The organism is Lysinibacillus sp. FSL K6-0075, assembly GCF_038592945.1.
Lineage (GTDB): Bacteria > Bacillota > Bacilli > Bacillales_A > Planococcaceae > Lysinibacillus > Lysinibacillus fusiformis_F.
In genome coordinates this window covers 1738142-1764239 of record NZ_CP151947.1, presented here as the reverse complement: position 1 = coordinate 1764239, position 26098 = coordinate 1738142, and the positions used below count along the sequence as shown (strand labels likewise).

Here is a 26098-nt window from a genome sequence, read left to right as displayed (position 1 = left end):
TTTTAGTTACTTAATGCCTGCATGGTTGCTTCTAAAATACGGACTCGCCCATTTAATGTCCCTCCACCCATTACCAATGGATCTACGGCATTAATAAAAACTTGATTGCTTTTGACTGCCTTTAATCCTTTCCAAACTTGGTTTTGTTGAAGCTCCTCGAGTATACTTTCATCCATATCATTTTCATATAGGTCATACTGAATGAAAATATAATCTGGATTGGCTTGATATAGTCCCTCCAAAGAAATAACCGTTTGCTGATCCACCTTGTTAATAGTTTCTGGCACAGGGAGATTCAATTCACCGTATAGTACATCATTGAGAAATACGTCTTTAGGGTAAATCATCATTTCGCCACCTCGAATACGTATTGCTACTACATCCTTGTCTTGAAATGAGTGGAGATATTGGATAGCGTTTTGCTTATCCTGATGGTATTTATCAATAAGTGTTTTTGCTTTTTCAGCCTTTCCAGTGACCTCAGCAAGCATTTCAAGATTCGCCTGCCAATCTGGGCCATAATGAGAAGTTGGAATCACTGGTGCGATTTTCTCTAACTGTTCTAAAACTTTTGGATCTTCCATATCTGTACTGATAATTAAATCTGGTGCAAGTTGCAAAACGTACTCCAAACTGTCTCCGCTAGTTGTTAGTAAAGGAATTGTATTCGCTGTAACGTCACCAAAAAAACTTGGGAATGGCTCCTCATCACTACCAATTGCACTTGCTGCATAGGGTTCTATGCCCAAAATCACAGCATCCTCAATGGACTCAAAGGCATTTAAAAAGAGAATTTTCTCTGGTTTCACTGGAATCTTGTAGTGATTATTTAAATAAGTAATTGTTGTTTGTTCTTCACTATCCTTATTTTGCGAACCTGTTGATGTTGGTTCTTCCCTATCTTTCGTACATGCAGATAAAATGAAAATAAATAATATAATGCTTAAAATGACTATAGTTCTTTTCATCAAGAACGCCTCCTTTTACGCTTATCTCAAATGAGAATGAAAACTATTATCAATAATAAACAGGCGTTCTTTTGGCGTCCATGTAGAAAAGGCGGATTTTATAATGAACTATCTGCGGTTAACAATTGCATAACTTCTTTTACGATTAGTAAATGTGGCAGCGGAGCATAATCGCGCCATGGAAAATGAGTAAGTGTATAGACAGTGTCATTTCGCGTGGATTTCAATTCAAGCCACAGTTCATCTGATTGAAGCTCGTTCCATTTCATCATTGATTCTTCGTCTTCATAAACAAGTACCATGATGAAATCGGGGTTCATTTCAGCTAATTCCCGAACCGTGATAAGATCTTGCGTTTTAGCAATCAGCACATTTAGTCCTAGATCCTCCAGTAAAACTTCTTGAATACTTCTATCCTGATACAGATAGCATTCATTCCCCCTCACTAACAAAAATAACATACTGCGCTCATGGGAAATGTACGCTAAGCTAGCAACGGCATCTTGTACTGTTTGTTCGTATTCTATCAACCATTTCCTTGCTTCCATTTCTGCATCTAGGATTTTCGCAATCTCGAGCAACTGTTCACGCCATGAGAGACTACTCCACGCAAGTCGATAAACATGGCCCCCCTTTTGTAATACTGTCAACTGCTCATCCGTCACATTATCTAAGCAAAATATATAATCATATTGCGGATTTTCTTGCAGAAGTACCGCAATATTTTCATTTAAAACGGCTGGTGTTCTGCCAACAGCTAGCTGAACAGGTACATGATTTCCAAAAGTCTTATAGTAATAATATCGCCATGTTGGATGGAGCGGTGCTGCAATCGGGATATAATGGAGTGGTGCAAGCAAGCCAAAAAAGGAGCTATCTAAAACAGCGATGTTTTTTCTACGACTTTTCATAAATAAAGATGGAGACATACCCATTTGTTGTTTGAATCGGCGACTGAAGTAAAACTCGTCTTTATACCCTACCTCACTCGCAATTTCTCGAAGGGTTTTACCTCCTTTTATTAAAAGCCATTTAGACGCTTCTATTCTTACATTCATTAGATACTGGATGGCACTAATACCAAACTGTTTACGAAATAGCTCCATATAATACTTTGCACTTATATTCATCATTTGGGCTAAATCTTTCACTTGAATAGCTTCTCGAAAATGATACTCCATATGTTGCTTTGTTTTTTCTAACATATGTTGCAAATCTCTATTAGGGGTCTTGCGATGCTGAATGATGGTATGTAACAGCAGGTAAAAATGGGCTTGACTTAATAAAATATCCTCTTCGATGGGACTCTCTGCCAACGAGAGGAGACTGTTACAAAGACGGATGATTTCGTCTGTTTGTTCAAGATTTATCGCTTCTCCTCTATCATTCTTCGTCTCCCATCGCTTTGCACTTTGAGAGAGGGCATTAAAGGTAACAAGGTAAACTGTAGTTAGCTTCTCTAAATCCACCTTTAAGAGGCGAGCACTTTCAGCAGAGCAGAGGTAGACACCATTTTTGGGCAGTCTGTATTGGTGATCTCCAAGCGTTAAATGAGCAGTCCCCTTTGTGGTAAACAGTAAGCAATGGCTCTCAAGGCTTTGTTGATAATGCCGTTTTGCCTTGCTTGATAAAACTTTAATATCAAGAAAATGAAAAAGAAACTGCGTCATATGATCGAATAGCAAATCGACCTCCTCCTTCCCACAAACCTAGTAGATAACCCTCGTTTCAGTAACTAATAATACTATTTATAAAACATAAAAGGGCTTGAGGAACGAACTTGCTTATTCCCTAAGCCCTCTTTATCTAATTTAACATCCGAAGAAGATCTACCACTCTTTTCTTCCCTTGCTCTAAACTATCTTGCGCCCCAATACAAGACGGACAACCTGACTCACAAGGGCAGCTCGATACATGTTGTAGCGTTTTGGTTAACAGTTCCTCCCATAGTGCAAATACTCTCTCACTTAAACCAATCCCACCTGGATACTTATCATAAACAAAGAACGTTGGTAACTCATTGTGTGATGCCTTTACTTGCGGCACAACTGCTACATCACTACTATCACACTGGATAAAAATCGGGATAAAAGCGTTCATCGCATAAGCAGCTCCTACCATAGCATCCGTTAATTCCGCCTCTGACCATTGAGACACTCTATTGAAGGATAGCCACGAAGCACTTGTATGCATTTCATCTGGTGGTAAATGGATAGGTCCTGAGCCAATATTGTCATGAGTGCCGAAGCGGATTTTAATAAATGTGTAATTAAACATAAGTTGATATATACAAGTCTCCAATATTAAAAACATTTCATATTATTACTAAATATACAGAAAAGCTATGGGTCACGTTTAAGTACAACCCTAGCTTTTTTGTATACCTCGTTATTTTGCAGTATGTGCATTATAGCTAATGATTAAAGAAAAAGCATATCATTTCACAAATTTATCTCATTTTTTATTATATACAAAGCATACAAAATTCCCTAAAATGGTAATAATTGAAGGGAGATGATTATTTTGGTTAATCTATTTACTATTCTTGCACTAATTTGTTTAGGCGGTTTTGTTCTATGGGGCATCAAGTTTTTATTAGCAATTGCAAAAAAACAAGACGATAAAATGTATTTAAAAAAGACACTCTACTCTTTGACTGTAGCTATTATTGCAATTGCAGGTGTTGGCATCACAGCACCCGATAGTGTTAATGAAAGTAAAAAAAATAAAAATACTACATTACCAGTGGCTAGTGTAAATGAATCAGAAAAGGAATACTACTTAACTCAAACAAAACCATATATTGATGGTTTATTAAAAAAGTTTGATGGTACTTGGTCCGAATTTTGGAAAAGTACAGCGAACAAATATTCCAATTCACAAATAGCAACAAAGCAAGCTATTGACCAATACACGTTATTAAAAGCAGCTTATCAATCTGTGCGAGAAAAAGACATGTCTCCCCCTGTTGATGGACTTTCTAAAGAACATCAACAAAACATAGTTGATTTTATAGCTAATGTAGAAAAGGCTATTTTAAAACGTGAGAAAGCTACGGATCATGCTATTTCTGCTTTGCAAAAGGGCAATATAAGTAATATGGATAAAGCCTTAGAATTAATAAAAGAAAGCGATACATATATCTATGAAGCTTCTATCGCATTAGTTACTCTTGAAAATGTGTTAGATATAGATTCTAAAGAAAATTCAAATTAAGCCACTAATCTGTACTACATTCCAATTGTAAGATTTTTTGAGGTGCAGTTCAAAGGAGTGGTCTTTTTACTAATTATTAGGCTCTCGTTTGCCATCCCTATAACGCAAAATCAATACTTCATCTTATAAAATGTAATATTTTAATATTTTATATTTAAGGATATTATAAAAGCTAACAAATGGTTTAAAAAGAAATACAATTATATTTTTAGGTAATATATTTTCAATTAAATATACCTAAATTAAAAAGACTTAACCATATATTTATTATGAGTTATTAATAATTCCGCATATTTACATGAATATATTTACATTAAAGGTAAATATATTAATATTTAAATAAAGGAGGAATTTTATGAAAAAATTTATAACATCAATTGCAGCTTCAACTCTTTTATTCACTTCTGTTTTACCTACAGCATTCGCTGCTGAAGAATCTAATGACACATTGGTTTCATTAGAATTTCAATCTGATTATTATTATTCATTCCAAGGCATTAACTTTACTGGGAATGTCGAATTGGACGAAGCTCAACTTCAAGATTTATATTCAAGTGTTCAAGAAAACTCTAATACTGATTTGATTAAACCTTTTGCTCATGATATTGGTTCAAACTCAACAACAGTTGTAGCGCCAGTATATAAAACATTTTCTAATAAAATAGAAAAATATCTTATAGATAGTTTTGTAGCATATATAGTTACTAAAATCCCTACAAAATATGCTAGTAACTTTATGTTTAACTTCTATTTCAATAAAATTACAGGTTGGGCTAGCGGAAAAGTTGTACCTACATATGTTGGATCATGGGTTACAAGAAGTTGGAGCGAGTATGACCAAACTTACATTTATTATCTTACAGCGGTACATTATACAGATAGTACATTTAAAACTGTAAAGGATGTTGGATATTTAGAGGTATTAAGAGATCCTGACCCAAATAGAGCTACTTGGTAGTTAAATTTATAAAACATACTAACATTAGTAGTACAAACCAAGGCCATGGTTTGTGCTACTATTTTTTATTGTAGAAGTGAAGAAAAGTCGACCAGCCTCTGGGACCATTTGTGAGTCCGTATATAAAACCGGCTAACTTCATACCCTTAGAGGAATCAGTTTAGTATGTTGGGTCCTAAGAGATCGTGTATAAGAAAGTGGAATCGATAAGGTACTGTGAAGGCTTCTATGATTGGTCAAAAGGAGAAGAATGAGATGAAACATGTCATTGCGTTAGATGTCAGTAAAGGAAAAAGTACTGTTGCGATTTATGATGGTCACCGCCAATGTGAATTCGAAGGTGTGCTACTTCATACACGCGGTGATTTTGAGCGATTAAACGAACGAATAGTAGAGATGTCAAAACAAGATGGACAAGCACCAGCTATCGTATTTGAAGCAACAGGTACCTATTCAAAACCTATCGAAGCATTTTTCAAAGATTACGGCTACGCATACTGCCGCATGAATCCACTTGAAGCGAATTTACAGATGGCAACGATGCGTCGTCATAAAACCGATATTAGTGATGCCCATGAACTTGCGAAGACTCATTTTAAAATGGAACGCGAAATAACGTACATACAAGACGATTATTATGAACAGATGCGTGCACTGACTCGTTACTACGATGAAATTGATGAAGAAATCATTTTACTCAAAAGTAGAATGCATGCCATTTTACAGCTGAGTTTTCCAGAATTAGAAAAGCTGATTACACCGAGTTCAGCACTATTTTTAAATATTGTACAACTCTATCCACACCCCGCACTTTTACAAGCCCATTCAAAAACGATGATTAAAAATCGTTTAAAGGCCAATACGCGAAAAAACCTCTCGCTAATGCGTGCGGAGGCTAAAGCTATTACATTATTAGAAGCAGCTGAAAATAGTTACCCCGCGATTAAACCAACAGATATTCGTTGTGATCAAGCACGAGATTACGCAGCTCGCATTGCGGATTTACAAGAGAAGAAAGATACGCTTGTGAAACAGATGGTGGAATTGTCGGAAGGACGAAAAGAATATCTAGTATTTCGATCGATTCCTGGAATTGGCGATTCAACGGCGTGCCGATTAATTGGAGAGATTGGTGACATCCACCGCTTTCAAAATGCGAAACAACTGAACGCTTACGCAGGCATTGATATTATGCGGTACCAGTCTGGGAATATGCAATATCGAGACAGAATTAATAAACGAGGAAACAAACATTTACGAAAGATTTTATATTTTATGGTGTGCGCAATGCTTATGGCTAAAGGAAAACCGAATCATTTTGTGGACTATTACTACAAATTAAAAAAGCAACCTCAGAGGAAGCCTCATAAGGTTGCGATCATCGCCTGCATCAATAAGTTTCTGAAAGTGACATTTCAGTTACTGACGCGTGGCATTCTTTACGATTATGAGTCCGCACTACCAGCTCAGAAATCGTAATCACCTACATAGAACTATATCATAATGACCTTTCGAAAAAAATAAAAATCGTCAGGTCTTTTTGGCGTATCTAAAAATGAGTGTGAAGTGGTGAGGGATATCCCTCACCACTTCACACTCATAAAAATATAAATTATTCATTAAATAAAGTTGACTAATCGTAAGAAGAGGCTGGGACAAAAAGAAAAAATGTTAGACCAAGATATAATTGGTCTAACATTTTTTTGATTTAGGAAGGCATATTTAACTTCTTAAAGTGAAAAAGCTAATATCCATTTTTATTGTTTTTCAATATAATCGAGTTCTGTCCCAGCCTCTTTTAAAATATTCTAGTTATTTGTTTCTAGCTATCTTTCAAAGTTTTTTTATTTCTTCTAAAAAGTTCAAGTAATGCAAACGCAAAGATAATCCACGTCCAAGGGCTTGTTATAGATATCCCCACTTGAGAGACTCCTCCTAAAAGTGTTAGGACTAAAAAAATCAATAGTATATATAATATAGAAACTACTCCAACAAAAAAATTAGTTTTATTATTCTTGTTTTTCCTACCAAAAAATACACCCAGTAAAAAAATAATTAGAATTAAAATTACAAGGATACCCTTAGGAATATTAATATAGTTAATTGAATTAGGGAAAAAATCATAAATCAGTAACATTGTTAATATTAAATGAATAAAAATTGTAAACACATAATCCGTTTTAGTCATTTCCATCCTCCTTTTCTCTTATTTACCATATATCATTATTATACAATAAATTCTTTACTTAATAAAATTTTAAATTATTTACCTCTTCTTTGTTGGATTGTAATTTACAACCCTATTAAACGGTCATTTGACATTGTTCAAATTGTAGATACTTTAAGTTAGAATTAGAAATTATAGTCTTTTTAATATCCATTGTAATTAGACCTTCACTTATTTACTTCGCTGTGCAATGATAATCTTCAATCCTTCAAAATCCCCGCCAGTTAATGTACCAGTATCAAATTTATCTAGGTGCAACTTATCAATAAGCTTTTTATCTACTGCTTGTTTTAAGTAGTCACGTACTGCCTTTTTCGTTGTTGGATTTGTAAATTTCATCTTACCATCATCCTCCTTAACCATATGTTGTGGTTTGTCCAAGCCATTCAGAATATCCAACTTGAATTGTTCCTCTGTAGTCCCCATGCTTGCTAAATAACCATAAGGATCTCTATGTGTTGTTCCTTTAAGATTGTCTGTAATCCATCGATGTGACTTGATACCATTACCACTGCCATCAAGTACAACAGGTATTCCAGCTTCTTTTGCAAGCTCTCTTAATAGCCAAATATAAGCAGCATAGTCCTTTTTAAATTGTTCTTTATCTGCTGTCCTCGCTAATTCAACTTGTGCATAGCTAAGTGGATTACCTTTTGGACCACAACCATACTGCAATCTGCCAACTGGCGCAATTTGCACGATACGTCCTCCTCCACCTACCCAGTGAGACGTAAAAGCATTAGCTTTATTTCGGTTCATGTATGCAATTTCATTTTCTAAAGCATTTGGACCTGTGTTATTACCATTACCTGATTCATGAGCAATGACATATTTTACTGCCGTTAAAGCCTTATTAGGTAGTCCTGACATTAAACGTTTTTCAATTGTGTATGTCATTTCGCACCATCCTTACTTGAATATTGTTTATATAATTGATTGGCAAAAACAGCAGCTCCACTCACAAGAATACCTTGTACGATTGCTTGTATCGTAATTCCCATAATTCCAATTGTAAAAGCAACTCCAAATATCAATAATATATACGGAATAAACCAATCTTGCATTTTTGGTGTGTTTTTTAGAACTTGTCCAATAACTAATAAAACAGGCACTACAATTAGAGCCTGTTCGATAATATAATCATATAAAAATTCCATTTAAAATTCCTCCTAGTTAATTTTGATGACTAGCGCTAATAACGCCAAAATAACAGTTCCGATAATAGTTGTAGAAGCCCACCAAACAATTTTATCAACTTTATCTAAACGATGGTGAGCGCTTTTTGTACTGGCTAGAGCTTCATCCGCTTTGTCCTCAGCACGATTAGCTGTATCACGAATATGATTAATACCGTCTAATTTTTCACCAATTGCCCCTAAACGTTCATATACATCTCTTACTAAATCATCACTCATAAAGCACCTACTTTCCATAAAATGAAGCCCTCCACAATTATCTATGGAAGGCTTGGATTTCTACTCTGCTAGCCACGATTTTTTGCGTCTTTTCCACATTATCCACTTCTTTTTAAATAATAAAAATTCTATTAAATAAATCCTTAATTAGTCGGATTAAGACGAAACCATCGCCCTCTAATCTTTAAATAAAATTCACAGGGTAAGCCTGAAACAGGAGGTTGAATAGCCTGTTCAAAGATTAACCAGGGTCTACCATTCTCCATTTTCCAAATTTCATCAAAGTCCCATCCTACAAAAGTAGATTGTTCTGCTAGTGCAGTAGTGGTTTTTGGTGTACCCCTATCTACATCACTCATCCCAGATTTCTCTAAATCATAATAAGAGGACAAAACTGTTGTTTCACTGACACTGCCTAATAATCCTCCTATATAGTTTTTTTCAATAGAATCACTTCTAATTTTTCCCTGTAAGAAAGAATTAGTAATCTGTATATTATGAGTTTTCCCTATTAATCCTCCTACCTTTCCAGACTCTGTTTCAGTCCCTGTTACATCAACTACTGCATAAGAATCAGAGATAAGTACGGGATCTACAATTACTGAGCCTGTGCCTATTAGCCCGCCAACACAGTCCTTTCCTTTAACTGTCCCCCTAGAGCTACATTGAGTAACGCTTCTTTGACAAAAACCAATTAATCCACCTACATTGTTAATTCCGTTTACTTCTCCAATTGCTGTACATCTTTCTACAAGTCCTTGCTGATGCCCCACAAGCCCTCCTACAAAATCTGTACCTGTTGCAGTTATATTAATAACATTAGTATTTTTTAAAATAGAAGTGTTTATTATAAATCCAAAGAGTCCACCAGGATGACCTTCTTTCGCAATTGAAATTACGTTAGAAATTTCGTATCCAGCTCCATCATAAACGCCACCGAATGGACCATTAGCATAATCGCCAATAGGATGCCAGTCCCCTTCGTAATTGAACTCAATGTCATTACATTGTTGGAAGTAAACATCTTCTTTTACTAAGTGATTCTTTATAGCCTCAAAATCAGCAAAATCTTCTACAAGGAAAGGATTAGATTTTGATCCATCTCCGCCACCAAATAATCCACCTGCCATCAGACATCAACCTCCGTATACTTAATCCACAAATCCCCATCCTTACCATCTAAATCACTAGGCGAATTTGTAGAGATGTGTAAATTTGATTTTTCTTGATTCCCTTGATTAATTAAGGGTACAAATTTTCTCTGCGCTTCATCCCACGCTTGCGGAATTGGACTGCCCAGTGCATCACGAATCATTTTGACTTTTGTAAAATCCACTATTTTTCCCTCCTCTATTTAATAAAAACACCCTATTCCTCAAATAAACTTGAGAAATAGGGCTATTTATTGTACCTTTTATTAACTTTTTTCTTAACTATGTTCAAGATCTTATTTCCTCCTAAAGTTGAATAAAGGCATACGTTTACAAAGTATGATTGCACGCTTTGTTAAAGATTCAAACTTTGGATAATTACCTGGATCGATCACCCAAACGTCTTCAAAATCGAAATTTGTAAATGTAGATTTATTTTTCATTTGAGCTGTTTTCTTGAGCATTGTAGGATCTTCACTTTGTATTAAATTATTTATGTCTGCATCAATAAATATGTCTATCATTGCTGGAGAAATACTCATGCTATTATTTCCCCAAAACACACCAATACCTCGCTCTGTATTTGCTGTTAATTCTGTAGCTGTTGCTATATATCCTTTACTGAATGTGATTTCTGTCGCATTCCCTTGTCCCCAAGTACCTGCGATACCTCCGAAGCCACTATTAACTGTTACATTTTCTATAATTGTATCTGCATACCAATTTTCCAAATGTGCCACTTCTTGATAATCGATTTGTCCAAACAGTCCACCAAAACCGAAATTGATTGGCGCTACATTTTTCAATTTTGTGTTTGCTCCGACTTTTTGTAGATTCGCATTACGGAAATTAGCTTGACCAAAAAGCCCTCCAATTAAAACGCCATCAGTATTGTTAAAATCAAATACTGTATATACTTCCACATCTGCTGCAATATCTAACAATTTATCATCTTCAATTCGAATTAATCCCGCTACACCACCAAATGTAGCACCGCCATTCAAATCAAATTCAACATTACGAGATTTTAGTGATTTAATCATAGTGTAATCTGACAGTTCTAAAGCTCCAAAGGCATCCGTTTGTGTTGATACCGTCCCTAAAAATGTTCCTAAATTATTGTACATAGGATTGGCAAATTTTAATGTACAATCCTTAACAATACAATTATGCAAACTCATTAATCTATTTTTTTCAGGTTGATATTCATCTATAATTCTTTGTTCCATTTTACCAACTATGAAACCAGAAGGATAATACAATTGTCCTTCTTCGTCTGTTATTGTGCTATTTTCTATCACAATATTTTCAATAGTGGCGTTTACTGTATTACCTAAAAGACCATATCCTTCGCCTCCATTTTCTACTGTTTTCTTAATGACGAGATTTTTCAATCTCTTGTTATTACCATTAAAATCACCCAAAAAAGGGACATCAAAAGGAATTTTATATTCAAAACCTTTAAAATCAATATCATTCATTACAATATAGTTTCCGAATTCATCTTTCATTTCTAAAAAATCTTGTGGGGTATACAAATAATACGTCCGTTGGTTTACAAAATCGTATGGTTGTGCAGAAATGACAATTTGGGTATCACTATTAACTGTTATGGTTCTATTAATCTTTTCAAAACCTAATTTCCCACTTATTTTTGTGTTTATTTCACAAGACGTTTCACACGGCAAGTAAATGATCGTTTTACCAAGAGAAGTCACTTCTTGATTATCGCAACTATATAAATATATATCATTTGCAATAACATCATGTTCCCAAAACCATCTATCCACAATACCTCCAATTGAGTTACGATAAATTAATTCTATATTCAATATTCGCGAAAATCGAGGATAGTCCAATCCTTCTTTAATCGACCAAAACCTCACATATTCATTGTCAAACATCCAATTGGTAAAGGTTGCTCGGTTTCTCATTTCTGTTAGTGATTTTGGTGTACCATATCCATTACTTTCAATAGAGTTATCATAATAGCAATCTACAACTGATAAATTACTCACTTCTACATCACTAGCTTTATTACCAATAATCCTGCCACTAACTACATAGCTCTTTTCTATTGTTTTTAAATTATTGGCTTCTAAATAGCCCACTAAATTAAAACTGTTACCAGTAGAGATACTGTAACAGTTCTTTATATTTGTTTTCCCTCGGATTCTTCCTACAATTCCACCGATTGAATCATTTGATACACTTCCAAGTAATTGACCTTCAAATGAACACTTTTCTACATTTATCGTATCTAATATGGCTGCGATGCCACCTAATGAATTTTTCCTATTAACTTTAATTTTTCCTGTTACATGACAGTTAATTATTCTTGAACTTGCATATATAAAAGACCTTTGTCCTGGCGTCAATCCAGCCCAATCATGATACGCACTTGTTCCAGAAGCTGTACATTCTAAATCTATATCTTCAAGTGTGATATTCTCTAATTTTCCCGATAAATAACCAAATAATGCAAAGTAATTTTCTGTTCCTACATGTCTAAATCCTGTTATCTTTTTATTGTTTCCTTTATAGATGCCTGTAAAATGTGTACCACTTGCATTTGCAATTGGTTGCCAATTTAGATAACTTGATAAATTAATATCTCGTGTTTGTAAAAAATAGTGGTCTCCTGATTTATTACTTATAGCAATTAAATCTTCAGCATCTTCTACTAAAAAAGGATTGTTTATAGTGCCATTCCCGCCACCGAATAAACCATTAGCCATCTACCTCACTCTCCTCGTCATCAAGACCCATTTGACACACTGCTTGTACACTGATGCTAACCTCTCCAGACAGTAGACCTTTTACATCCACTAGCACTCCTGTAACTCCTTCTTCATTTTCTACAAGTGACCATTCTCCTGTAACAAGCTCTGTTTGTTCAGTTTTACCAACACCTAATGCTACACTAATAACTTTTGTATAGGTTTCTGTAAAATCAAAACGAGCACCCCCTGAGGATGCTTTTACTGTTTCTGATTCTAGAAATAATTGAGGTCCAAGTTGATCGATAACTTCGCTATTTTGCTCTGTAAATTTAATCGCATACCAAGCTTGCCTATGTTTACTTGGGTCAAATACACTTGGTGGTTTCTCCATAATACTAATGACCATATGCATCACGCTTTTTCGAGGAAAAGTCCAGTCAGTAATACTTGTATATTCCCTATCAGTTGCTTTACCTTTACTATCATATGTCCGAATGCCAATATAATAGGATCTATATTCACGTAGCAAAGTTATTCGCAGGCCTTCATATTCATCAAGTTCCTTATAAAAAACTTCAGCTTGTATAGTATTTAATGCTGGTGAAGGTGATACTGCCACGCCATTTAGTTGTAAACAATTAAGTTGTCCTATACGAAACTCATATAACGGCTCAAATGGTACTTTTTCAAACTTTATACCATAGTTCACACTTATTTGACTTGTTACATCACTTATAGACACTAATAAATATTCAGCATCCTCACGTGGTAGCCTCCATGTTGAGAGCTGATCTTTTACAGTAGCGTAATCGTAAATAGTTGGCACTCCATCAGCATCCATAGTAATTATTAACACTTTGTAACGCTCAAACTCGCGACGTAATAACAACAAAGACTTATTGGTTCTATCTTTCCTACCGCAACATTAGATGTTTCTAATGATTTATTAATTATGCACGCTAGGTTGCCACAACAAGTCACACTGGACATTCGCATCGATATTGAAACAATGGAAGCTGTTAAAGAAAGAGAAATGTATGCGGCTGCCAGAGAAAAATATAATGCAATTCAAACATACCTAAACAAAAATCAGGGTGCTTCGCTTGAGCGTTTACAGAAACATTTCCACAGTAATTACAGCACACTTATTAAGTATCAAGAATGGTTTGGTCCATTTAAGCATTTAGCGCCTAATAGATTGGGACCTGAAATGCGCCAGAAAAGAATAAAAACAATAAAAAAAGCCCTACAATCACATCCAGATGCAACAGGGCGTCAACTCGAAAAAATCACAGGAATAAACAGAAAAATGATATACAAGCTTATACGCGAAGAAAAATTGCGTTGAAGGCTCACCCTCAACGCTCCTTTTCATTATTTAGTTGGGACACTAAATAGCTTAACAATTTTATAACATACCCTTTTGATTCATTCAAGCTGTCTTGAACGCCAATGCAGGATGGGCAACCTGCTTCACAGGGACAACTTGATACATGTTGTAGCGTTTTGTCCAAAAGTTGCTCCCATAAATCGTATACTTTTTCACTTAGACCAATACCACCAGGATACTTGTCATAAACAAAAAATGTTGGTAGCTCATTATGCGTTGCCTTTATTTGTGGTACGACAGCTACATCACTACTATCACATCGAATGAAAATCGGAATAAATGCATTAATGGCATAAGCAGCACCAATCATAGCTCCATCTAACTCTGCCTCTGTCCATTTCAATGGAGCATCAAATGATAGCCAAGATGAGCTAGTATGCATTTCATCAGGTGGTAAATGAATTGTTCCCGACCCGATATTGTCCTGTTTTCCACCGAACTTTATCTTCTTAAAAATTGTTGCTTGTGCGACTAAGCCAACATCACCAAAGCAAATCGTACCGCCCACATATGAACGGCTGCGATCCTCCTCCAATACTTTCATTTCAACTGCTAGATTGGAATCTGTATAGTAATCTACATCTACTTCCCGTACAAAGGCTTTCTTTTCTTCCCAATCAAGCTTCTCCACTTGGAATTGAATGCCTTGGTGTAAGTAAATGGCTTCTTCATGCAAGAGTGTCATGGCACTATGACGATCCATTTCACCAATGACCTTTGTCTGTGCAGGGATGGACAAATCAATAATAACCACATTTTCCTGTGACGCAGAGCGCAGGCTAATATCATGCGCAGGGAAACGCTCACTCATCCAATGCCATTTATCACTCGTCTTAAAGACAACCCCTTCCTCTGCTAAATATTCCAACAATTCCTGTATGTCATATTCCCCATACGAATCGCCTGTTGAAAAGGGTAGCTCGAAGGCGGCACATTTCAAATGATCCATTAAAATCAGCATATTCTCTGGATAGATACGTGCTTCCTCTGGTGTACTGCCTAGTAAAAATAGTGGATGATTGACCACATATTGATCCAATGCGGAAGATTGTGCAACATAAATAATCAATGCCTCATCCTGACGTCTCCCCGCACGTCCTGCTTGCTGCCAAGCACTCGCAATATTTCCCGGGTAACCCGTCATAATACATGCTTGTAATTGACCGATATCGACACCTAATTCTAATGCATTGGTGCTAACTACTGTTTGAATCGTCCCATCACGCAAGCCTTTTTCGATGACACGTCGCTCAGATGGCAAATACCCACCGCGATAGCCACGAACAGATTCATCAAGCAGCTTATTACGTGTAAGTTCCTTTAAATAGGTCACAATCATCTCTACTCGTACCCGACTTTTAGCAAAAATAATCGATTGAATGCCAGCTGTGTACAGCCTTTTGGCTAAATCACTAACCTCTAAAACAGCACTTCTACGCACGCCAAATGTTTTATGAATAATCGGCGGATTGTAAAAAAGAAAGGTTTTCTTGCCAACTGGTGCACCCGAATCAGCAATGAGCATATGTGATTCATTCGTTAGCAGCTCAGCAAGCTCCTTAGGATTTTTAATGGTAGCTGATGTACAAATAAACACAGGCTTACTACCATAAAATTCACAAATTCTTTTTAATCTCCGAATAACATGAGCCACATGGGAACCAAACACACCTTTGTATGTATGCAATTCATCAATGATAATATATTGAAGATTTTCAAAAAGTGAAACCCACTTTGTATGATGCGGTAAAATTCCCGAATGAAGCATATCAGGATTTGTCATCACGATATGCCCAGCCTTCCGAACCTTTTGGCGAATGCCTGGAGCCGTATCTCCATCATACGTATAGCTTAAAATCTCCTCACCACTTTGCTCGATTAGTTCATTCAAATCATTTTTTTGGTCCTGTGCCAATGCCTTTGTTGGAAATAAATAAATGGCACGCGCATTTTTATCTTCCATTATTTTTTGTAGCACTGGCAGATGATAGCAATAAGATTTACCTGAAGCAGTTGGCGTAACTGCTGTAAAAGACGTACCACTCTGTGCCAAATCAAAAGCCTCTCGCTGATGTGTATAAAGCTGCTCGATACCTCTTGCCTGCAAGGCTTTCACTAAAGACGGATGTAAATTTCCCGGAAAAGGTGCATAGTTGGCTGGGCGTCCTTCTAATGTTTGCCAATGCAAGATACGCTCTTTTAGTTCTTCATCATATCTCCACTCATGTAAAAGCTCACTAATCGTTCGTTTCTTCGATAGCACCCGCTTCTACCTCCTTTACTAATCGTTCAAAGATTTTCAATGTATAGGAGGTAGAGTGAATCGCATCTAAAAAACGTTTTTTACTTGTTTCTTTATAAAAAGACTGCACTACAAATTGCTCCATCGATTCTGCCGCTGAAGCAATTTGTTGTGTATGCATGTATTTCGGTCGATTTTTTTGAATCCATTTATTGGCTTCTTGCTGCCATTCCTTCAACAGTTGATGAATTTCATCTGCATGTGGCTTTACCTCTTGAAAAAAATCGGGTGTTCGATCTTCCTCACGCATTTGCCAAAAACGTGAAACACATTGATCACATTCATCTATTAATTTGGATGTTTGCTGGATAACTAACAATTTTGCACCTCATCTCTCATCAATTACACATAGCAAATATATTTCGTAGTGACTGCATATACATGGTGAATATGTCTTGTCCAGCATGTCCACTATGGAAATATCACTATTCTTGACACCTATTTACCTCACCTTTATGGCAAATATTGTATCAATTTTCATGCTATTGCGTTAGTTCAATTGCTTATGAGATAAGTGTACCAAAGTCTATCATTTTTCACTACTAATAGGCGAACAAGCATTCTTTACTTGCCAGTTCTTTTCTGCTAAGCTTACTTTTTGGCTAACCGCTTTGAGCTGCATAAAAAGATGCAACCCATGAGCATTGTTTTCCAGTGACACTCTCGTGAAAAGTAATTGATTGACCAGATCTAACTGCGCAACTAATTGTTCTAACTTGTTCAAAATAACGCCTCCTTTGCTTTACTTTAGTATTCCTCGCATGTATAGAATTACCTTCATGCGTGACAAAATAAGCGTAAGTTAGCTGAAAGAAGAAGATTTTCGATAAAATTTTAATAATGAACCTTCGATCTGAAAAATCGTCATGAATGAAAGGTCTCGATGTGAGCATATTTTCATCCTAATGGCCTATTTAAATTTATCAGTTATTTTGACGATTCGAGTAATAAGATAGCTGGCGATTTTTCGACGCAAATTATTCATACTTACCATCGGTTTTCTACTATTCTAGTAACAATTACATGACTGATGGAGGTAGAGAATAGCCACTAAAACATGGTAAACTAGTGGATAGAAAAGCAGTAAGGTAAAGGGTGAGCTTAATGACAATTCGTTATCCAAACGGGAAATTGTATACCCCAAATGCTTCTGTACAGAAAACAGAAAAAAAGAGCAAAAACAAAGATTTATCTTTTAGTAATCGTGGGAAGACGCTAGAAGATGAAATTAATGAAGCAAACGACTATTATATAAAAAGGCGACTTGCTATCATTCATAAGAAACCTGTTCCTGTGCAAATCGTCAAAGTAGAGTACCCTTCACGAAGTGCTGCTGTCATTCGTGAAGCTTATTTTCGAACACCCTCTACAACCGACTACAATGGTGTTTGGAATGGGCAATATATAGATTTTGATGCAAAGGAAACGGCTTCCAAAACAAGTTTCCCTTTAAAAAATATTCATGAGCATCAAATGACGCATATGCAGCAAGTGACGGAACAAAATGGTGTGGCTTTTATTATCGTTCGCTTTTCTGCTTTTGAACGATATTTTATTGTGCCATACGAAGTTTTACAAAAGGCCTGGCAAGCAATGGACAATGGCGATCGTAAATCGATACCCTTTTCAACAATCGAAGAAGAGGCATATGAAATTCCCACAAGTTATTATCCACGTATCGATTATTTACCCATCATCCAACAATTGATCGATGCAAAATGCTACGGGTCTGAAAGTGAGGAGAAATAAGAATGACTGAACGTCGTCGAACACGTGGAGAGCATCAAAAAGCTCTCGCTGAAAAAAATAAAAAGAAAAAAACCAAACCAGCCTCATCCACTAAGTCATGGTTTAAACGCATTTTCTTAACAGTCTTAGCTATCGGTGTGGCAGGCTTAATTGGAGGAGCTGCATTATTTGCCTTCTATGCAAGCACGGCTCCAGAGCTCGATGAAGAATTATTGAAAGATCCTGTTTCTTCAGAGTTCTACGATAAAAACGGTGAATTATTTGCAACAATCGGTGCTGAAAACCGTAAATATATAAAATATGAAGATATACCTGAAGATATGATCAATGCTATTCTGGCAACAGAAGATGTACGCTTTTTTGAGCATCATGGTATGGATTTTTATCGTCTTGGTGGTGCCATTCTAGCAAACTTCCGTGATGGCTTTGGTGCACAAGGTGCATCGACTCTCACACAGCAAGTTGTCAAAAACTCATTTTTACAAAACGAGAAGAAATTAAAGCGTAAAGCACAGGAAGCATGGCTTGCCTTCCAGTTAGAACGTAAGTATACAAAAGAAGAAATTTTTGAAATGTACTTCAATAAAATGCTTATGTCAGGTCGTATCTATGGCTTCGGCACAGCCGCACAATACTTCTATGGTAAAGAATTAAAAGATTTAACTTTAGATGAAGAAGCACTATTAGCAGGGCTAGTGCAACGACCAAATGCGTATAATCCATTAAAAAACCCTGAGCTTGCAAAAAAACGTCGTAATACCGTTCTAGGATTAATGAATCAACATGGAAAAATTTCTAAAGCGGAAATGGAAGAAGCAAAGAAAGCAGAAGTCCAATCAGGTTTAGCGGATGATGCAACACGCCAATCATTTGCAGGTTCCAAATATGATGCCTTCCTGGATATTGTTATTAATGAATTAGAAAATAATGGTGACGGTTCGGCAATGGCAGAAGGAATCAAAGTCTATACGACGCTTGATCCAAATGCTCAACAAGTTGTAGAAAATGTGATGAATGATGATAGTAATTTCCCAACTGAAGATATTCAGTCAGGTGTGGCTGTCATCGATACAAAGACAGGTGCCATTCAAGCCGTTGGTGGCGGTCGTAAATATGGTGCAGAACGTGGCTGGAACTATGCCGAGGACTTAACAAATAATCAACCAGGTTCTACAATGAAACCATTAGTTGACTATGGTCCAGCAATCGAATATTTAAAATGGTCTACAGGTCAAACACTTGTTGACGAACCAATGAATTATACAGGTACAAAACAAACAATCACGAACTGGGATGGCAGATATATGGGTGCCATGACGGCTCGTAAAGCATTATATGCTTCACGTAACGTTCCAGCTGTCAAAGCATTACAAGAGGTCGGCACTGAAAAAGCCAAGGAATTTGTTGGACGTTTAGGAATTGAAACAGAAAACCTATACGAGTCAGATGCAATTGGCGGTGGTGCGATTACCATCTCCCCTATTCAAATGGCAGCTTCCTATGCTGCTTTCGGAAATAACGGGGTCTATACAGATCCACATTCGATTACAAAAATTGTTTATCGTGATGGTAAAACGTCTAAAAACTACACACCTGAGTCTAAAGTGGCGATGAACGATTATACGGCTTACATGGTAACAGATATGCTACGTGATGTAGTCGGCAATAAGCCTGATGCTTCTGGTACTGCTGCCAATGTTCCTGGCTTAGATATCGCAGGTAAAACAGGTACAACCAACTACTCAGCAGAAGATTTTAGCAAGTATAATTTACCGAATACGAGTGTGCCAGATTCATGGTTTGCAGGTTACACAACAAATTATTCCATTGCTATATGGAGTGGCTATGAAAAACACTTTGATCCCATTACAACATGGGAAGAACGTCGATTACCTCAAAACTTATTTAAGACCATTATGCAAGAAATTTCAGCGAACGTTGAAACAGCAAGCTTTAAAAAGCCAAGTACAGTTGTAGAAGCAACGGTGGAAGTTGGCTCTAAACCTTTAAGATTGGCAAGTGAGTATACACCTAGCGAACTACGTCAAACAGAGCTATTCGTTCGCGGTACGGAACCAACAGAAGTTTCTGAGGTCTATGAAGCGCCAGAGCTATCTACACCTTATAACGTATCGGCAAGCTTAGATTTAGGAGCACAGTCCATCAATATTTCTTGGGAACATGATGCCATCCTAAATCCTGAAACAGATGAACCATTACCAACTTCATTTGAAGTTTCTGCCACACGACAAGGTGGAGAAACGGTTATCCTAGGTACAGCGGACACTAATGGCTTAACTGTTGCGAACACGCTTGAAGATGGTAATTATACAATCTCTGTCGTAGCCATTGTAGATGGCACACGCAGTGAACCTGGTACAACTACCTTCCAGATCGCAAGTACCCCTGAGGAAGATTTGGAAACCGAAGATCCAGATGAGCCAGAAATTGACTTACCGATTGATCCTGGTCAAGAGGACAATAATAATAATGGTAATAACAATAATGGCAATGGTGACAACGGCAATAACAACAATAATAATGGGAATGGCAATGGGCATGGAAATAACGGCAATAATGGAAACAATGGCAATAACGATGGCAATCAGCAGCCAACACCACCTACCGAACCTACCAACCCAAATGAAGAAGATCAAAGCACAGAGTAGACAAAGAAACACCGAGAAGCATTTCTGCTTCTCGGTGTTTCTATTAGGTAGTGAAGGCTGAGGAGGCTATCCGTCAATATTGACGTTCTATCCATCAGTTTTGATGTTCTATCCGCTACTTTTAGTGGTCTATCCTTCACTTTCCCTGTTCTATCCACTTCTCATACTCTATCCTTCACTCTGCACAGTCTATCCATCAGTTCTGATGCTTTATCCGCTACTTTTAGTGGTCTATCCTTCACTTTACCTGTTCTATCCACTTCTCACACTCTATCCTTCACTCTACACAGTCTAGCTTTTACTAGCTTGAATCCGTAATCGTGCTGTGCGCTTTTTTGTTTCTTTAAATAGCTCATCTAGTTGACGATAGCATGCATATTGACCTGGCTTGGCTTTGATAAAGGCAAGTCGTTCAACGCCATTAATCGGTAGCACTTCATCACCTGCTGCTTGCACAAGTTGTTCAAATAGCTCGATGGCTTCTTCCATTAGCCCTTTTGCCAGACCGTTTCTCGCATCATGGGCTGTATGGATAGCGGCTTGCAGTGTAGTCCATTGGGCAAACCAGGCATCTACTTTGTCTTTTGCAATGGCTTCGCTATTCATGCTTCCTTCACCAGGCCTTTCTTTAAACGCTTTTGACCTTCACGACAATCATCGAATAAAGGGCAAGTATGACACCCAGGATTTTGCGCCTTGCAATGGTAACGTCCAAAGAAAATTAGTTGGTGATGTGTTTTTGACCATTTGTCCATTGGCGTTTTCTTCATAATCGTTTCTTCTACTTCAAGCACCGAATCTTTCCATCGACAGAGCCCTAGGCGTTTGGATACTCGCTCCACATGGGTATCCACTGCAAGTGCTGGAATATCGAAGGCTACTGAAAGCACGACATTGGCCGTTTTTCGTCCTACACCCGGTAATGTCACCAAAGCTTCACGGGTTGCAGGGATTTCGCCACCGTACTCATCTAGCAAGCGTTGACATAGCGCCTGAATGTTCTTCGCCTTATTGCGATAAAGGCCAATCGAGCGAATATCCTGTTGCAATTCCTCCAAAGAAACAGCTAAATAATCTTCTGGTGTTTTGTATTTTTGAAATAATGTTTTCGTTACTTTATTGACTAGTACATCTGTACATTGTGCAGATAATAATGTAGCAATCGTTAGCTCAAAGGCATTGTCATGTACGAGCTCACAATGTGCATCGGGAAACATTCGATCCATCTCATGTAGACAATGCTCCCACTGTTTTTTCGTTAACAAACTGGATGCCCCCTATTCTCTTTCTTCCAACCAATTATAAAAAGGTACTTTACTCGTTGATTGCGATTCTGGCTGAGCTGTTCGAGCTGGTGCTCTGTTAAATGTCTGTTTCTCACGGAACTGCTCACTTTGCTTTTGTGCGGCTTGTGGTGTTGTAATATTTTTCTTTTTCCACTCTAATAAAATGCGATCAATATAGCGTATACTCAGTTTCCCAGCAAAGACAGCCTCCTTTAGCGCCTCTTTGATGAGTGCTGGACTATGCTTGTCCTCATCAAGCCAACATCCAATTTTTTCAAGCTCTAAAGGAGATAAAAGGCGCCCCATTTCCTCTTCAAAAAGACGGAATATCTCACCTTCTTCTTGTTGAAGAGTCACTGCCGTTTGTTGTTGCTCTTTCATATCAATCATCTGCAAAATGCGCTCCCAAAGTGGGTATACGGAATACTTTTCATATAGCTTGCCTCCTGCATCAACATCACGTGTAATTTCAAGGAATCCCTTTTGCATTAATCGCTGTAAACGTGATGTGATGTCATTGTCAGCCATTGTGAGACGATTCTTTAGATCATTCGGTGTCGGGAAGTCATTCCCCTCCATATGAAAGGCTAATAAGTGCATGACAATTAGTGCCTCTTCATCCTCCATATTTAACTCCTTATAAAACTGAAAAAAAAGCTGAGGAATGGGAATCATTCTCTGCTCAGTCCATGTACGGAGTCGATGATTATTTACGTTCATTATTCTCCAGACCCCTTCTTTAAGTAAGTAGAAAAGCCGCGTAGATAGTTCACTACGCGACTTTTAAATTGATTAGCTTATGGATATAAGCGGTTCAGTAAACGTGGGAATGGAATCGTTTCACGGATATGTTCTGTGCCTGAAATCCATGCGACAGTTCGCTCTAACCCTAGACCAAAGCCTGAATGTGGAACAGAGCCATGTTTGCGAAGCTCTAAATACCATGCATAGGCATCTAATGATAGGTTATGCTCTTCCAGACGTGATTTTAATAAATCATAGTCATGGATACGCTCAGAACCACCAATGATTTCCCCATAACCCTCTGGTGCAATTAAATCAGCACATAATACAACATCATCACGATCTGGATGTGGCTGCATATAGAACGGTTTAATGCCTACTGGGTAACAAGTAATAAATACTGGTTTGTCAAATGAGTTCGCAATCGCTGTTTCATGTGGCGCACCAAAATCATCGCCCCATTCAATATCGTCGAAGCCTTGTTCATGTAAAAGCTTAATCGCATCATCGTACGAAATACGAGGGAATGGCGCTTTAATGTTTTCAAGTGTCGATGTATCACGGCCAAGTCGCTCTAAATCTAATTTGCAGTTTGCAAGTACAGATTGTACGATGTGTGCTACATATTGTTCTTGTACTTCTAAATTTTCTTCAAATTCTACAAACGCCATCTCAGGCTCGATCATCCAAAACTCGATTAAATGACGACGAGTTTTAGATTTTTCAGCACGGAACGTTGGACCGAATGAGAATACTTTTCCTAAAGCCATCGCAGCCGCTTCCATGTAAAGCTGACCAGATTGAGATAGATAAGCATCTTCATCAAAATATTTTGTATGGAACAGCTCTGAAGTACCTTCAGGTGCAGAACCTGTTAAAATTGGTGGGTCCATTTTTGTAAAACCGTTGTTGTTGAAAAATTCGTATGTAGCGCGAATGATTTCATTACGAATTTTCATAGTAGCATGTTGTTTACGAGAACGTAGCCATAAATGACGGTTATCCATTAAAAATTCTGGACCATGTTCTTTTGGTGTGATTGGGAAATCAGTTGCTGCATGTAGTACCTCAATACCAGTTATGGCAAGCTCACAGCCAAAGCTTGAACGTTCGTCAGCTTTAACCTCACCTATAACATACATAGAAGTTTCTTGCGTCATTCCTTTTGCCGTAGCAAAAATTTCTTCGCCTACTTCTTCTTTCACAACAACACCCTGTACAAAGCCAGAGCCATCACGTAGCTGTAGGAACGCGATTTTGCCGCTTGAACGTTTATTAGCTAACCAAGCGCCAATTTTGACTGTTTCACCGATATGCAGTGGCATATCTTTAATCATAATTTTTTTCATAGAAATCCTCCAAAGTCGACTAGCAGGATTAGTCTTGCCATTTTGATTTTACAAATGAATCAATACGACGGACTGCCTCTTCTAATAAGTCTAAAGATGTAGCATAAGATAATCGCATTGTAGTTGGTGTGCCGAAGCCAGAGCCTGGAATCACTGCTACGTTTGCTTCTGTTAAAATATCCGCAGCAAATGCATCTACTGAATCATAGCCAGTATGAGCCATTGCTTCTGCTACGTCTGGTAATAAGTAGAATGCACCCTGTGGCTTTAATACATGGAAGCCAGGAATAGCACTTACCTGTGGATAAATTTTTTCAAGACGAGATTCAAATGCCTGACGCATTTCCTCTACTGTATCTTGAGATCCATTATAAGCCTCCACAGTTGCATATTGTGCTGTTGTTGTCGCGTTAGATGTTGAGTGTGATGCAAGGTCAGTCATTGCATTAATAATGTCTGCGTCGCCTGCAGCATACCCAATACGCCAGCCTGTCATAGAGTGAGATTTTGCCACACCATTTACAACGATTGTACGTGCTTTCACTGCATCAGAAAGTTGTGCAATTGAAAAATGCTCAATACCATTGTATACAAGCTTCTCATAAATTTCATCTGACACGATTAAAATATCTTTTTCTTCTGCAACAGCAGCAAGTTCTGCTAGCTCTTCACGAGAATAAATCATGCCAGATGGGTTGCTAGGAGAATTGATAATCACTGCTTTTGTTTTGTCTGTCACAGCTGCTCTCAGTTGATCCGCTGTAATTTTATAGCTTTGTTCACGTGTACCTTCAACATATACTGGTACGCCGCCAGCTAATTTCACTTGTTCTGGATAAGACACCCAATAAGGAATTGGAATAATAACCTCGTCGCCTTCATTTAAAATCACTTGGAATAGCGTGTATAAAATATGCTTTGCCCCTACACCCACAATGATTTCATTTGGCTGATAGGCAAGGTTATTGTCGCGTTGAAGCTTATCAATAATGGCTTTTTTCAGAACTGGAAGTCCGCCAGCAGGTGTATATTTTGTATACCCTTTTTCCATTGAATCAATGGCTGCATTTAAAATGTTTTGAGGTGTATTAAAGTCTGGTTCACCAGCCCCAAGACCAATAACATCAATACCTTGCTCTTTCAATGCTTTTGCTTTCGCAGTAATCGCTAAAGTTGAAGATGGTGTTAAAGTTTTTACACGTGTTGCTAATAAATTTTTCATTCGGGATCTACTCCTCTTATAAATTCGTAATGCGCTTCCACCAGTCGCCATCCTTAAACATAATATAGACATAGTTGAGCTGGTCATGGTCGTTCAGATACGTAATTTCCCAAACTGCGCCAGGCTCCTCATAGCCTAATTTCATGTGGAGGACTTTTTGTACATTTCCTTCATTTTTAAAAACCGATAATGCTTGCTTTTCCGTAATACCATCTTCTAATAACACTTCCTGAATGGAATCCTCGTCTAGATTCGTCGGAACAAAGACAGCTTTTTTATCACCGTATTCGTCTACCCCGAACACAGTAACATACGAATGTTTGCCATTATATGTGTAGGACTCCGATACAATTGCGAGGGCTTTGGCATCGAGTGCCAACTGTTCAGCCTGCTCTTCAATTGAACGGAACGGAGCCTCGGCTTTCCAGAGTACTAAAATACTAATGACAAGTGACAACGAAACAATAAAGACAGAAATGAAAATTAACCAGTTTTTCATCTATTCACCTTATGTTTCACATCGAGCTGTTTTGGTATAACACATAGCTGATGCATGTGTGTGTCTATAACTGTGTAACCATTCATTTTGCTTTCCATTTTGTCAACCTGCTTTCTTTCCTCATACCACAACATTATACAACAATTTTGTACTGTCGTGTTTCTTAATTTCATATATTGTACGTTGCTAGAACAACGTTTTCAAATGATGACTACAGTAAATTTCATTCC

General features: G+C 37.4%; 25 protein-coding genes and 1 pseudogene. 6 read left to right on the top strand and 20 right to left on the bottom strand.

Going from position 1 to position 26098, the window contains the following annotated elements; translation table 11 throughout:
• Positions 1 to 2: 2 nt before the first annotated feature.
• The 3 genes and pseudogenes from MHB65_RS08455 to MHB65_RS08445 all read right to left on the bottom strand — a co-directional run.
• Complete coding sequence (locus MHB65_RS08455) at positions 3 to 968, bottom strand: ABC transporter substrate-binding protein (RefSeq protein WP_342443110.1); 966 nt, start codon at positions 966 to 968, stop codon at positions 3 to 5.
• Between the two features lie 98 nt (positions 969 to 1066).
• Positions 1067 to 2653 carry a helix-turn-helix domain-containing protein gene (locus tag MHB65_RS08450; RefSeq protein WP_342443109.1) on the bottom strand — a complete coding sequence of 529 codons (1587 nt, stop codon included), beginning with the start codon at positions 2651 to 2653 and terminating at the stop codon, positions 1067 to 1069.
• Between the two features lie 121 nt (positions 2654 to 2774).
• A pseudogene (locus MHB65_RS08445) lies at positions 2775 to 3230 on the bottom strand (DUF1998 domain-containing protein); the annotation flags it as partial.
• 261 nt (positions 3231 to 3491) lie between these two features.
• Between MHB65_RS08445 and MHB65_RS08440 the strand changes: the two are divergent.
• The 3 genes from MHB65_RS08440 (at position 3492) to MHB65_RS08430 (ending at position 6621) form a co-directional block, all read left to right on the top strand.
• Entirely contained in the window at positions 3492 to 4184 is a 693-nt protein-coding gene (locus MHB65_RS08440; RefSeq protein WP_342443108.1) for a hypothetical protein, read from the top strand.
• A 355-nt stretch (positions 4185 to 4539) separates the two neighbouring features.
• Positions 4540 to 5142, top strand: coding sequence for a hypothetical protein (locus MHB65_RS08435; RefSeq protein WP_342443107.1), 603 nt, complete (start codon positions 4540 to 4542; stop codon positions 5140 to 5142).
• A 255-nt stretch (positions 5143 to 5397) separates the two neighbouring features.
• Entirely contained in the window at positions 5398 to 6621 is a 1224-nt protein-coding gene (locus MHB65_RS08430; RefSeq protein ID WP_342442143.1) for an IS110 family transposase, read from the top strand.
• A gap of 343 nt (positions 6622 to 6964) precedes the next feature.
• On the opposite strand, the gene MHB65_RS08425 is transcribed toward MHB65_RS08430, so the two are convergent.
• From MHB65_RS08425 to MHB65_RS08390, 8 genes are all read right to left on the bottom strand, one after another.
• Positions 6965 to 7330 (bottom strand): hypothetical protein, encoded by a 366-nt coding sequence (locus MHB65_RS08425; RefSeq protein WP_342443106.1) that lies wholly within the window; start codon positions 7328 to 7330, stop codon positions 6965 to 6967.
• Positions 7331 to 7540: 210 nt separating this feature from the next.
• Entirely contained in the window at positions 7541 to 8266 is a 726-nt protein-coding gene (locus MHB65_RS08420) for an N-acetylmuramoyl-L-alanine amidase (RefSeq protein WP_342443105.1), read from the bottom strand.
• Complete coding sequence (locus MHB65_RS08415) at positions 8263 to 8526, bottom strand: phage holin family protein (protein WP_342443104.1); 264 nt, start codon at positions 8524 to 8526, stop codon at positions 8263 to 8265. Before MHB65_RS08415 ends, MHB65_RS08420 begins: the two co-directional genes overlap by 4 nt.
• A 12-nt stretch (positions 8527 to 8538) precedes the next feature.
• Positions 8539 to 8784: a hemolysin XhlA family protein gene (locus MHB65_RS08410; RefSeq protein WP_342443103.1), complete on the bottom strand. Its 246-nt coding sequence runs from the start codon at positions 8782 to 8784 to the stop codon at positions 8539 to 8541.
• Positions 8785 to 8927: 143 nt separating this feature from the next.
• On the bottom strand, positions 8928 to 9914 hold the full coding sequence (locus MHB65_RS08405) for a hypothetical protein (RefSeq protein WP_342443102.1): 987 nt from the start codon (positions 9912 to 9914) through the stop codon (positions 8928 to 8930).
• Positions 9914 to 10120, bottom strand: coding sequence for a hypothetical protein (locus MHB65_RS08400; protein ID WP_342443101.1), 207 nt, complete (start codon positions 10118 to 10120; stop codon positions 9914 to 9916). Before MHB65_RS08400 ends, MHB65_RS08405 begins: the two co-directional genes overlap by 1 nt.
• A 111-nt stretch (positions 10121 to 10231) precedes the next feature.
• Positions 10232 to 12673, bottom strand: coding sequence for a hypothetical protein (locus tag MHB65_RS08395; RefSeq protein ID WP_342443100.1), 2442 nt, complete (start codon positions 12671 to 12673; stop codon positions 10232 to 10234).
• The gene (locus MHB65_RS08390) at positions 12666 to 13514 is read right to left on the bottom strand and encodes a hypothetical protein (protein ID WP_342443099.1); all 849 of its coding nucleotides are present in this window, start codon (positions 13512 to 13514) and stop codon (positions 12666 to 12668) included. The genes MHB65_RS08395 and MHB65_RS08390 overlap by 8 nt, the downstream gene beginning before the upstream one ends.
• A 108-nt stretch (positions 13515 to 13622) precedes the next feature.
• Between MHB65_RS08390 and MHB65_RS08385 the strand changes: the two genes are divergently transcribed.
• Positions 13623 to 14006, top strand: coding sequence for a hypothetical protein (locus MHB65_RS08385; RefSeq protein WP_342443098.1), 384 nt, complete (start codon positions 13623 to 13625; stop codon positions 14004 to 14006).
• 10 nt (positions 14007 to 14016) lie between these two features.
• Here the strand turns inward: MHB65_RS08385 and MHB65_RS08380 are convergent, their stop codons facing one another.
• From MHB65_RS08380 to MHB65_RS08370, 3 genes are all read right to left on the bottom strand, one after another.
• Entirely contained in the window at positions 14017 to 16311 is a 2295-nt protein-coding gene (locus MHB65_RS08380; protein WP_342443097.1) for a DEAD/DEAH box helicase, read from the bottom strand.
• Positions 16286 to 16669 (bottom strand): YppE family protein, encoded by a 384-nt coding sequence (locus MHB65_RS08375; protein WP_342443096.1) that lies wholly within the window; start codon positions 16667 to 16669, stop codon positions 16286 to 16288. Before MHB65_RS08375 ends, MHB65_RS08380 begins: the two co-directional genes overlap by 26 nt.
• Before the next feature lie 210 nt (positions 16670 to 16879).
• Positions 16880 to 17074, bottom strand: coding sequence for an endonuclease (locus MHB65_RS08370; protein ID WP_205442478.1), 195 nt, complete (start codon positions 17072 to 17074; stop codon positions 16880 to 16882).
• A 380-nt stretch (positions 17075 to 17454) separates the two neighbouring features.
• Here MHB65_RS08370 and recU point away from each other — a divergent pair, with 380 nt between their 5' ends.
• Together recU and MHB65_RS08360 are read left to right on the top strand one after the other, a co-directional pair.
• Positions 17455 to 18099, top strand: coding sequence for a Holliday junction resolvase RecU (gene recU / locus MHB65_RS08365; RefSeq protein ID WP_205442477.1), 645 nt, complete (start codon positions 17455 to 17457; stop codon positions 18097 to 18099).
• 2 nt (positions 18100 to 18101) lie between these two features.
• A complete protein-coding gene (locus MHB65_RS08360) occupies positions 18102 to 20768 on the top strand; it encodes a PBP1A family penicillin-binding protein (RefSeq protein ID WP_342443095.1) in 2667 nt (888 codons plus the stop codon).
• A 291-nt stretch (positions 20769 to 21059) separates the two neighbouring features.
• Here MHB65_RS08360 and MHB65_RS08355 read toward each other — a convergent pair whose 3' ends face one another.
• From MHB65_RS08355 to MHB65_RS08330, 6 genes are all read right to left on the bottom strand, one after another.
• Complete coding sequence (locus MHB65_RS08355; RefSeq protein ID WP_016994288.1) at positions 21060 to 21374, bottom strand: YpoC family protein; 315 nt, start codon at positions 21372 to 21374, stop codon at positions 21060 to 21062.
• Positions 21371 to 22033, bottom strand: coding sequence for an endonuclease III (nth, locus tag MHB65_RS08350; RefSeq protein ID WP_342443094.1), 663 nt, complete (start codon positions 22031 to 22033; stop codon positions 21371 to 21373). The genes MHB65_RS08355 and nth overlap by 4 nt, the downstream gene beginning before the upstream one ends.
• A gap of 12 nt (positions 22034 to 22045) precedes the next feature.
• Positions 22046 to 22774, bottom strand: coding sequence for a DnaD domain-containing protein (locus MHB65_RS08345; RefSeq protein ID WP_205442473.1), 729 nt, complete (start codon positions 22772 to 22774; stop codon positions 22046 to 22048).
• Positions 22775 to 22851: 77 nt separating this feature from the next.
• Positions 22852 to 24147 carry an asparagine--tRNA ligase gene (gene asnS / locus MHB65_RS08340; RefSeq protein WP_342443093.1) on the bottom strand — a complete coding sequence of 432 codons (1296 nt, stop codon included), beginning with the start codon at positions 24145 to 24147 and terminating at the stop codon, positions 22852 to 22854.
• A gap of 28 nt (positions 24148 to 24175) precedes the next feature.
• Positions 24176 to 25369, bottom strand: coding sequence for a pyridoxal phosphate-dependent aminotransferase (locus MHB65_RS08335; protein ID WP_205442470.1), 1194 nt, complete (start codon positions 25367 to 25369; stop codon positions 24176 to 24178).
• Positions 25370 to 25385: 16 nt separating this feature from the next.
• The gene (locus tag MHB65_RS08330; RefSeq protein WP_342443092.1) at positions 25386 to 25868 is read right to left on the bottom strand and encodes a DUF5590 domain-containing protein; all 483 of its coding nucleotides are present in this window, start codon (positions 25866 to 25868) and stop codon (positions 25386 to 25388) included.
• Positions 25869 to 26098 lie beyond the last annotated feature (230 nt).

What these genes read in the sequence shown, in the direction of transcription:
- MHB65_RS08395 (WP_342443100.1), bottom strand. Translation starts at nt 12,673, where the DNA reads ATGGCTAATGGTTTATTCGGTGGCGGGAATGGCACTATAAACAATCCT.
- asnS (WP_342443093.1), bottom strand. Translation starts at nt 24,147, where the DNA reads ATGAAAAAAATTATGATTAAAGATATGCCACTGCATATCGGTGAAACA.
- MHB65_RS08415 (WP_342443104.1), bottom strand. Translation starts at nt 8,526, where the DNA reads ATGGAATTTTTATATGATTATATTATCGAACAGGCTCTAATTGTAGTG.
- recU (WP_205442477.1), top strand. Translation starts at nt 17,455, where the DNA reads ATGACAATTCGTTATCCAAACGGGAAATTGTATACCCCAAATGCTTCT.
- MHB65_RS08330 (WP_342443092.1), bottom strand. Translation starts at nt 25,868, where the DNA reads ATGAAAAACTGGTTAATTTTCATTTCTGTCTTTATTGTTTCGTTGTCA.
- MHB65_RS08430 (WP_342442143.1), top strand. Translation starts at nt 5,398, where the DNA reads ATGAAACATGTCATTGCGTTAGATGTCAGTAAAGGAAAAAGTACTGTT.
- MHB65_RS08355 (WP_016994288.1), bottom strand. Translation starts at nt 21,374, where the DNA reads ATGAATAGCGAAGCCATTGCAAAAGACAAAGTAGATGCCTGGTTTGCC.
- MHB65_RS08420 (WP_342443105.1), bottom strand. Translation starts at nt 8,266, where the DNA reads ATGACATACACAATTGAAAAACGTTTAATGTCAGGACTACCTAATAAG.
- MHB65_RS08345 (WP_205442473.1), bottom strand. Translation starts at nt 22,774, where the DNA reads ATGAACGTAAATAATCATCGACTCCGTACATGGACTGAGCAGAGAATG.
- MHB65_RS08405 (WP_342443102.1), bottom strand. Translation starts at nt 9,914, where the DNA reads ATGGCAGGTGGATTATTTGGTGGCGGAGATGGATCAAAATCTAATCCT.
- MHB65_RS08455 (WP_342443110.1), bottom strand. Translation starts at nt 968, where the DNA reads ATGAAAAGAACTATAGTCATTTTAAGCATTATATTATTTATTTTCATT.
- MHB65_RS08410 (WP_342443103.1), bottom strand. Translation starts at nt 8,784, where the DNA reads ATGAGTGATGATTTAGTAAGAGATGTATATGAACGTTTAGGGGCAATT.
- MHB65_RS08425 (WP_342443106.1), bottom strand. Translation starts at nt 7,330, where the DNA reads ATGACTAAAACGGATTATGTGTTTACAATTTTTATTCATTTAATATTA.
- MHB65_RS08435 (WP_342443107.1), top strand. Translation starts at nt 4,540, where the DNA reads ATGAAAAAATTTATAACATCAATTGCAGCTTCAACTCTTTTATTCACT.
- MHB65_RS08360 (WP_342443095.1), top strand. Translation starts at nt 18,102, where the DNA reads ATGACTGAACGTCGTCGAACACGTGGAGAGCATCAAAAAGCTCTCGCT.
- MHB65_RS08335 (WP_205442470.1), bottom strand. Translation starts at nt 25,369, where the DNA reads ATGAAAAATTTATTAGCAACACGTGTAAAAACTTTAACACCATCTTCA.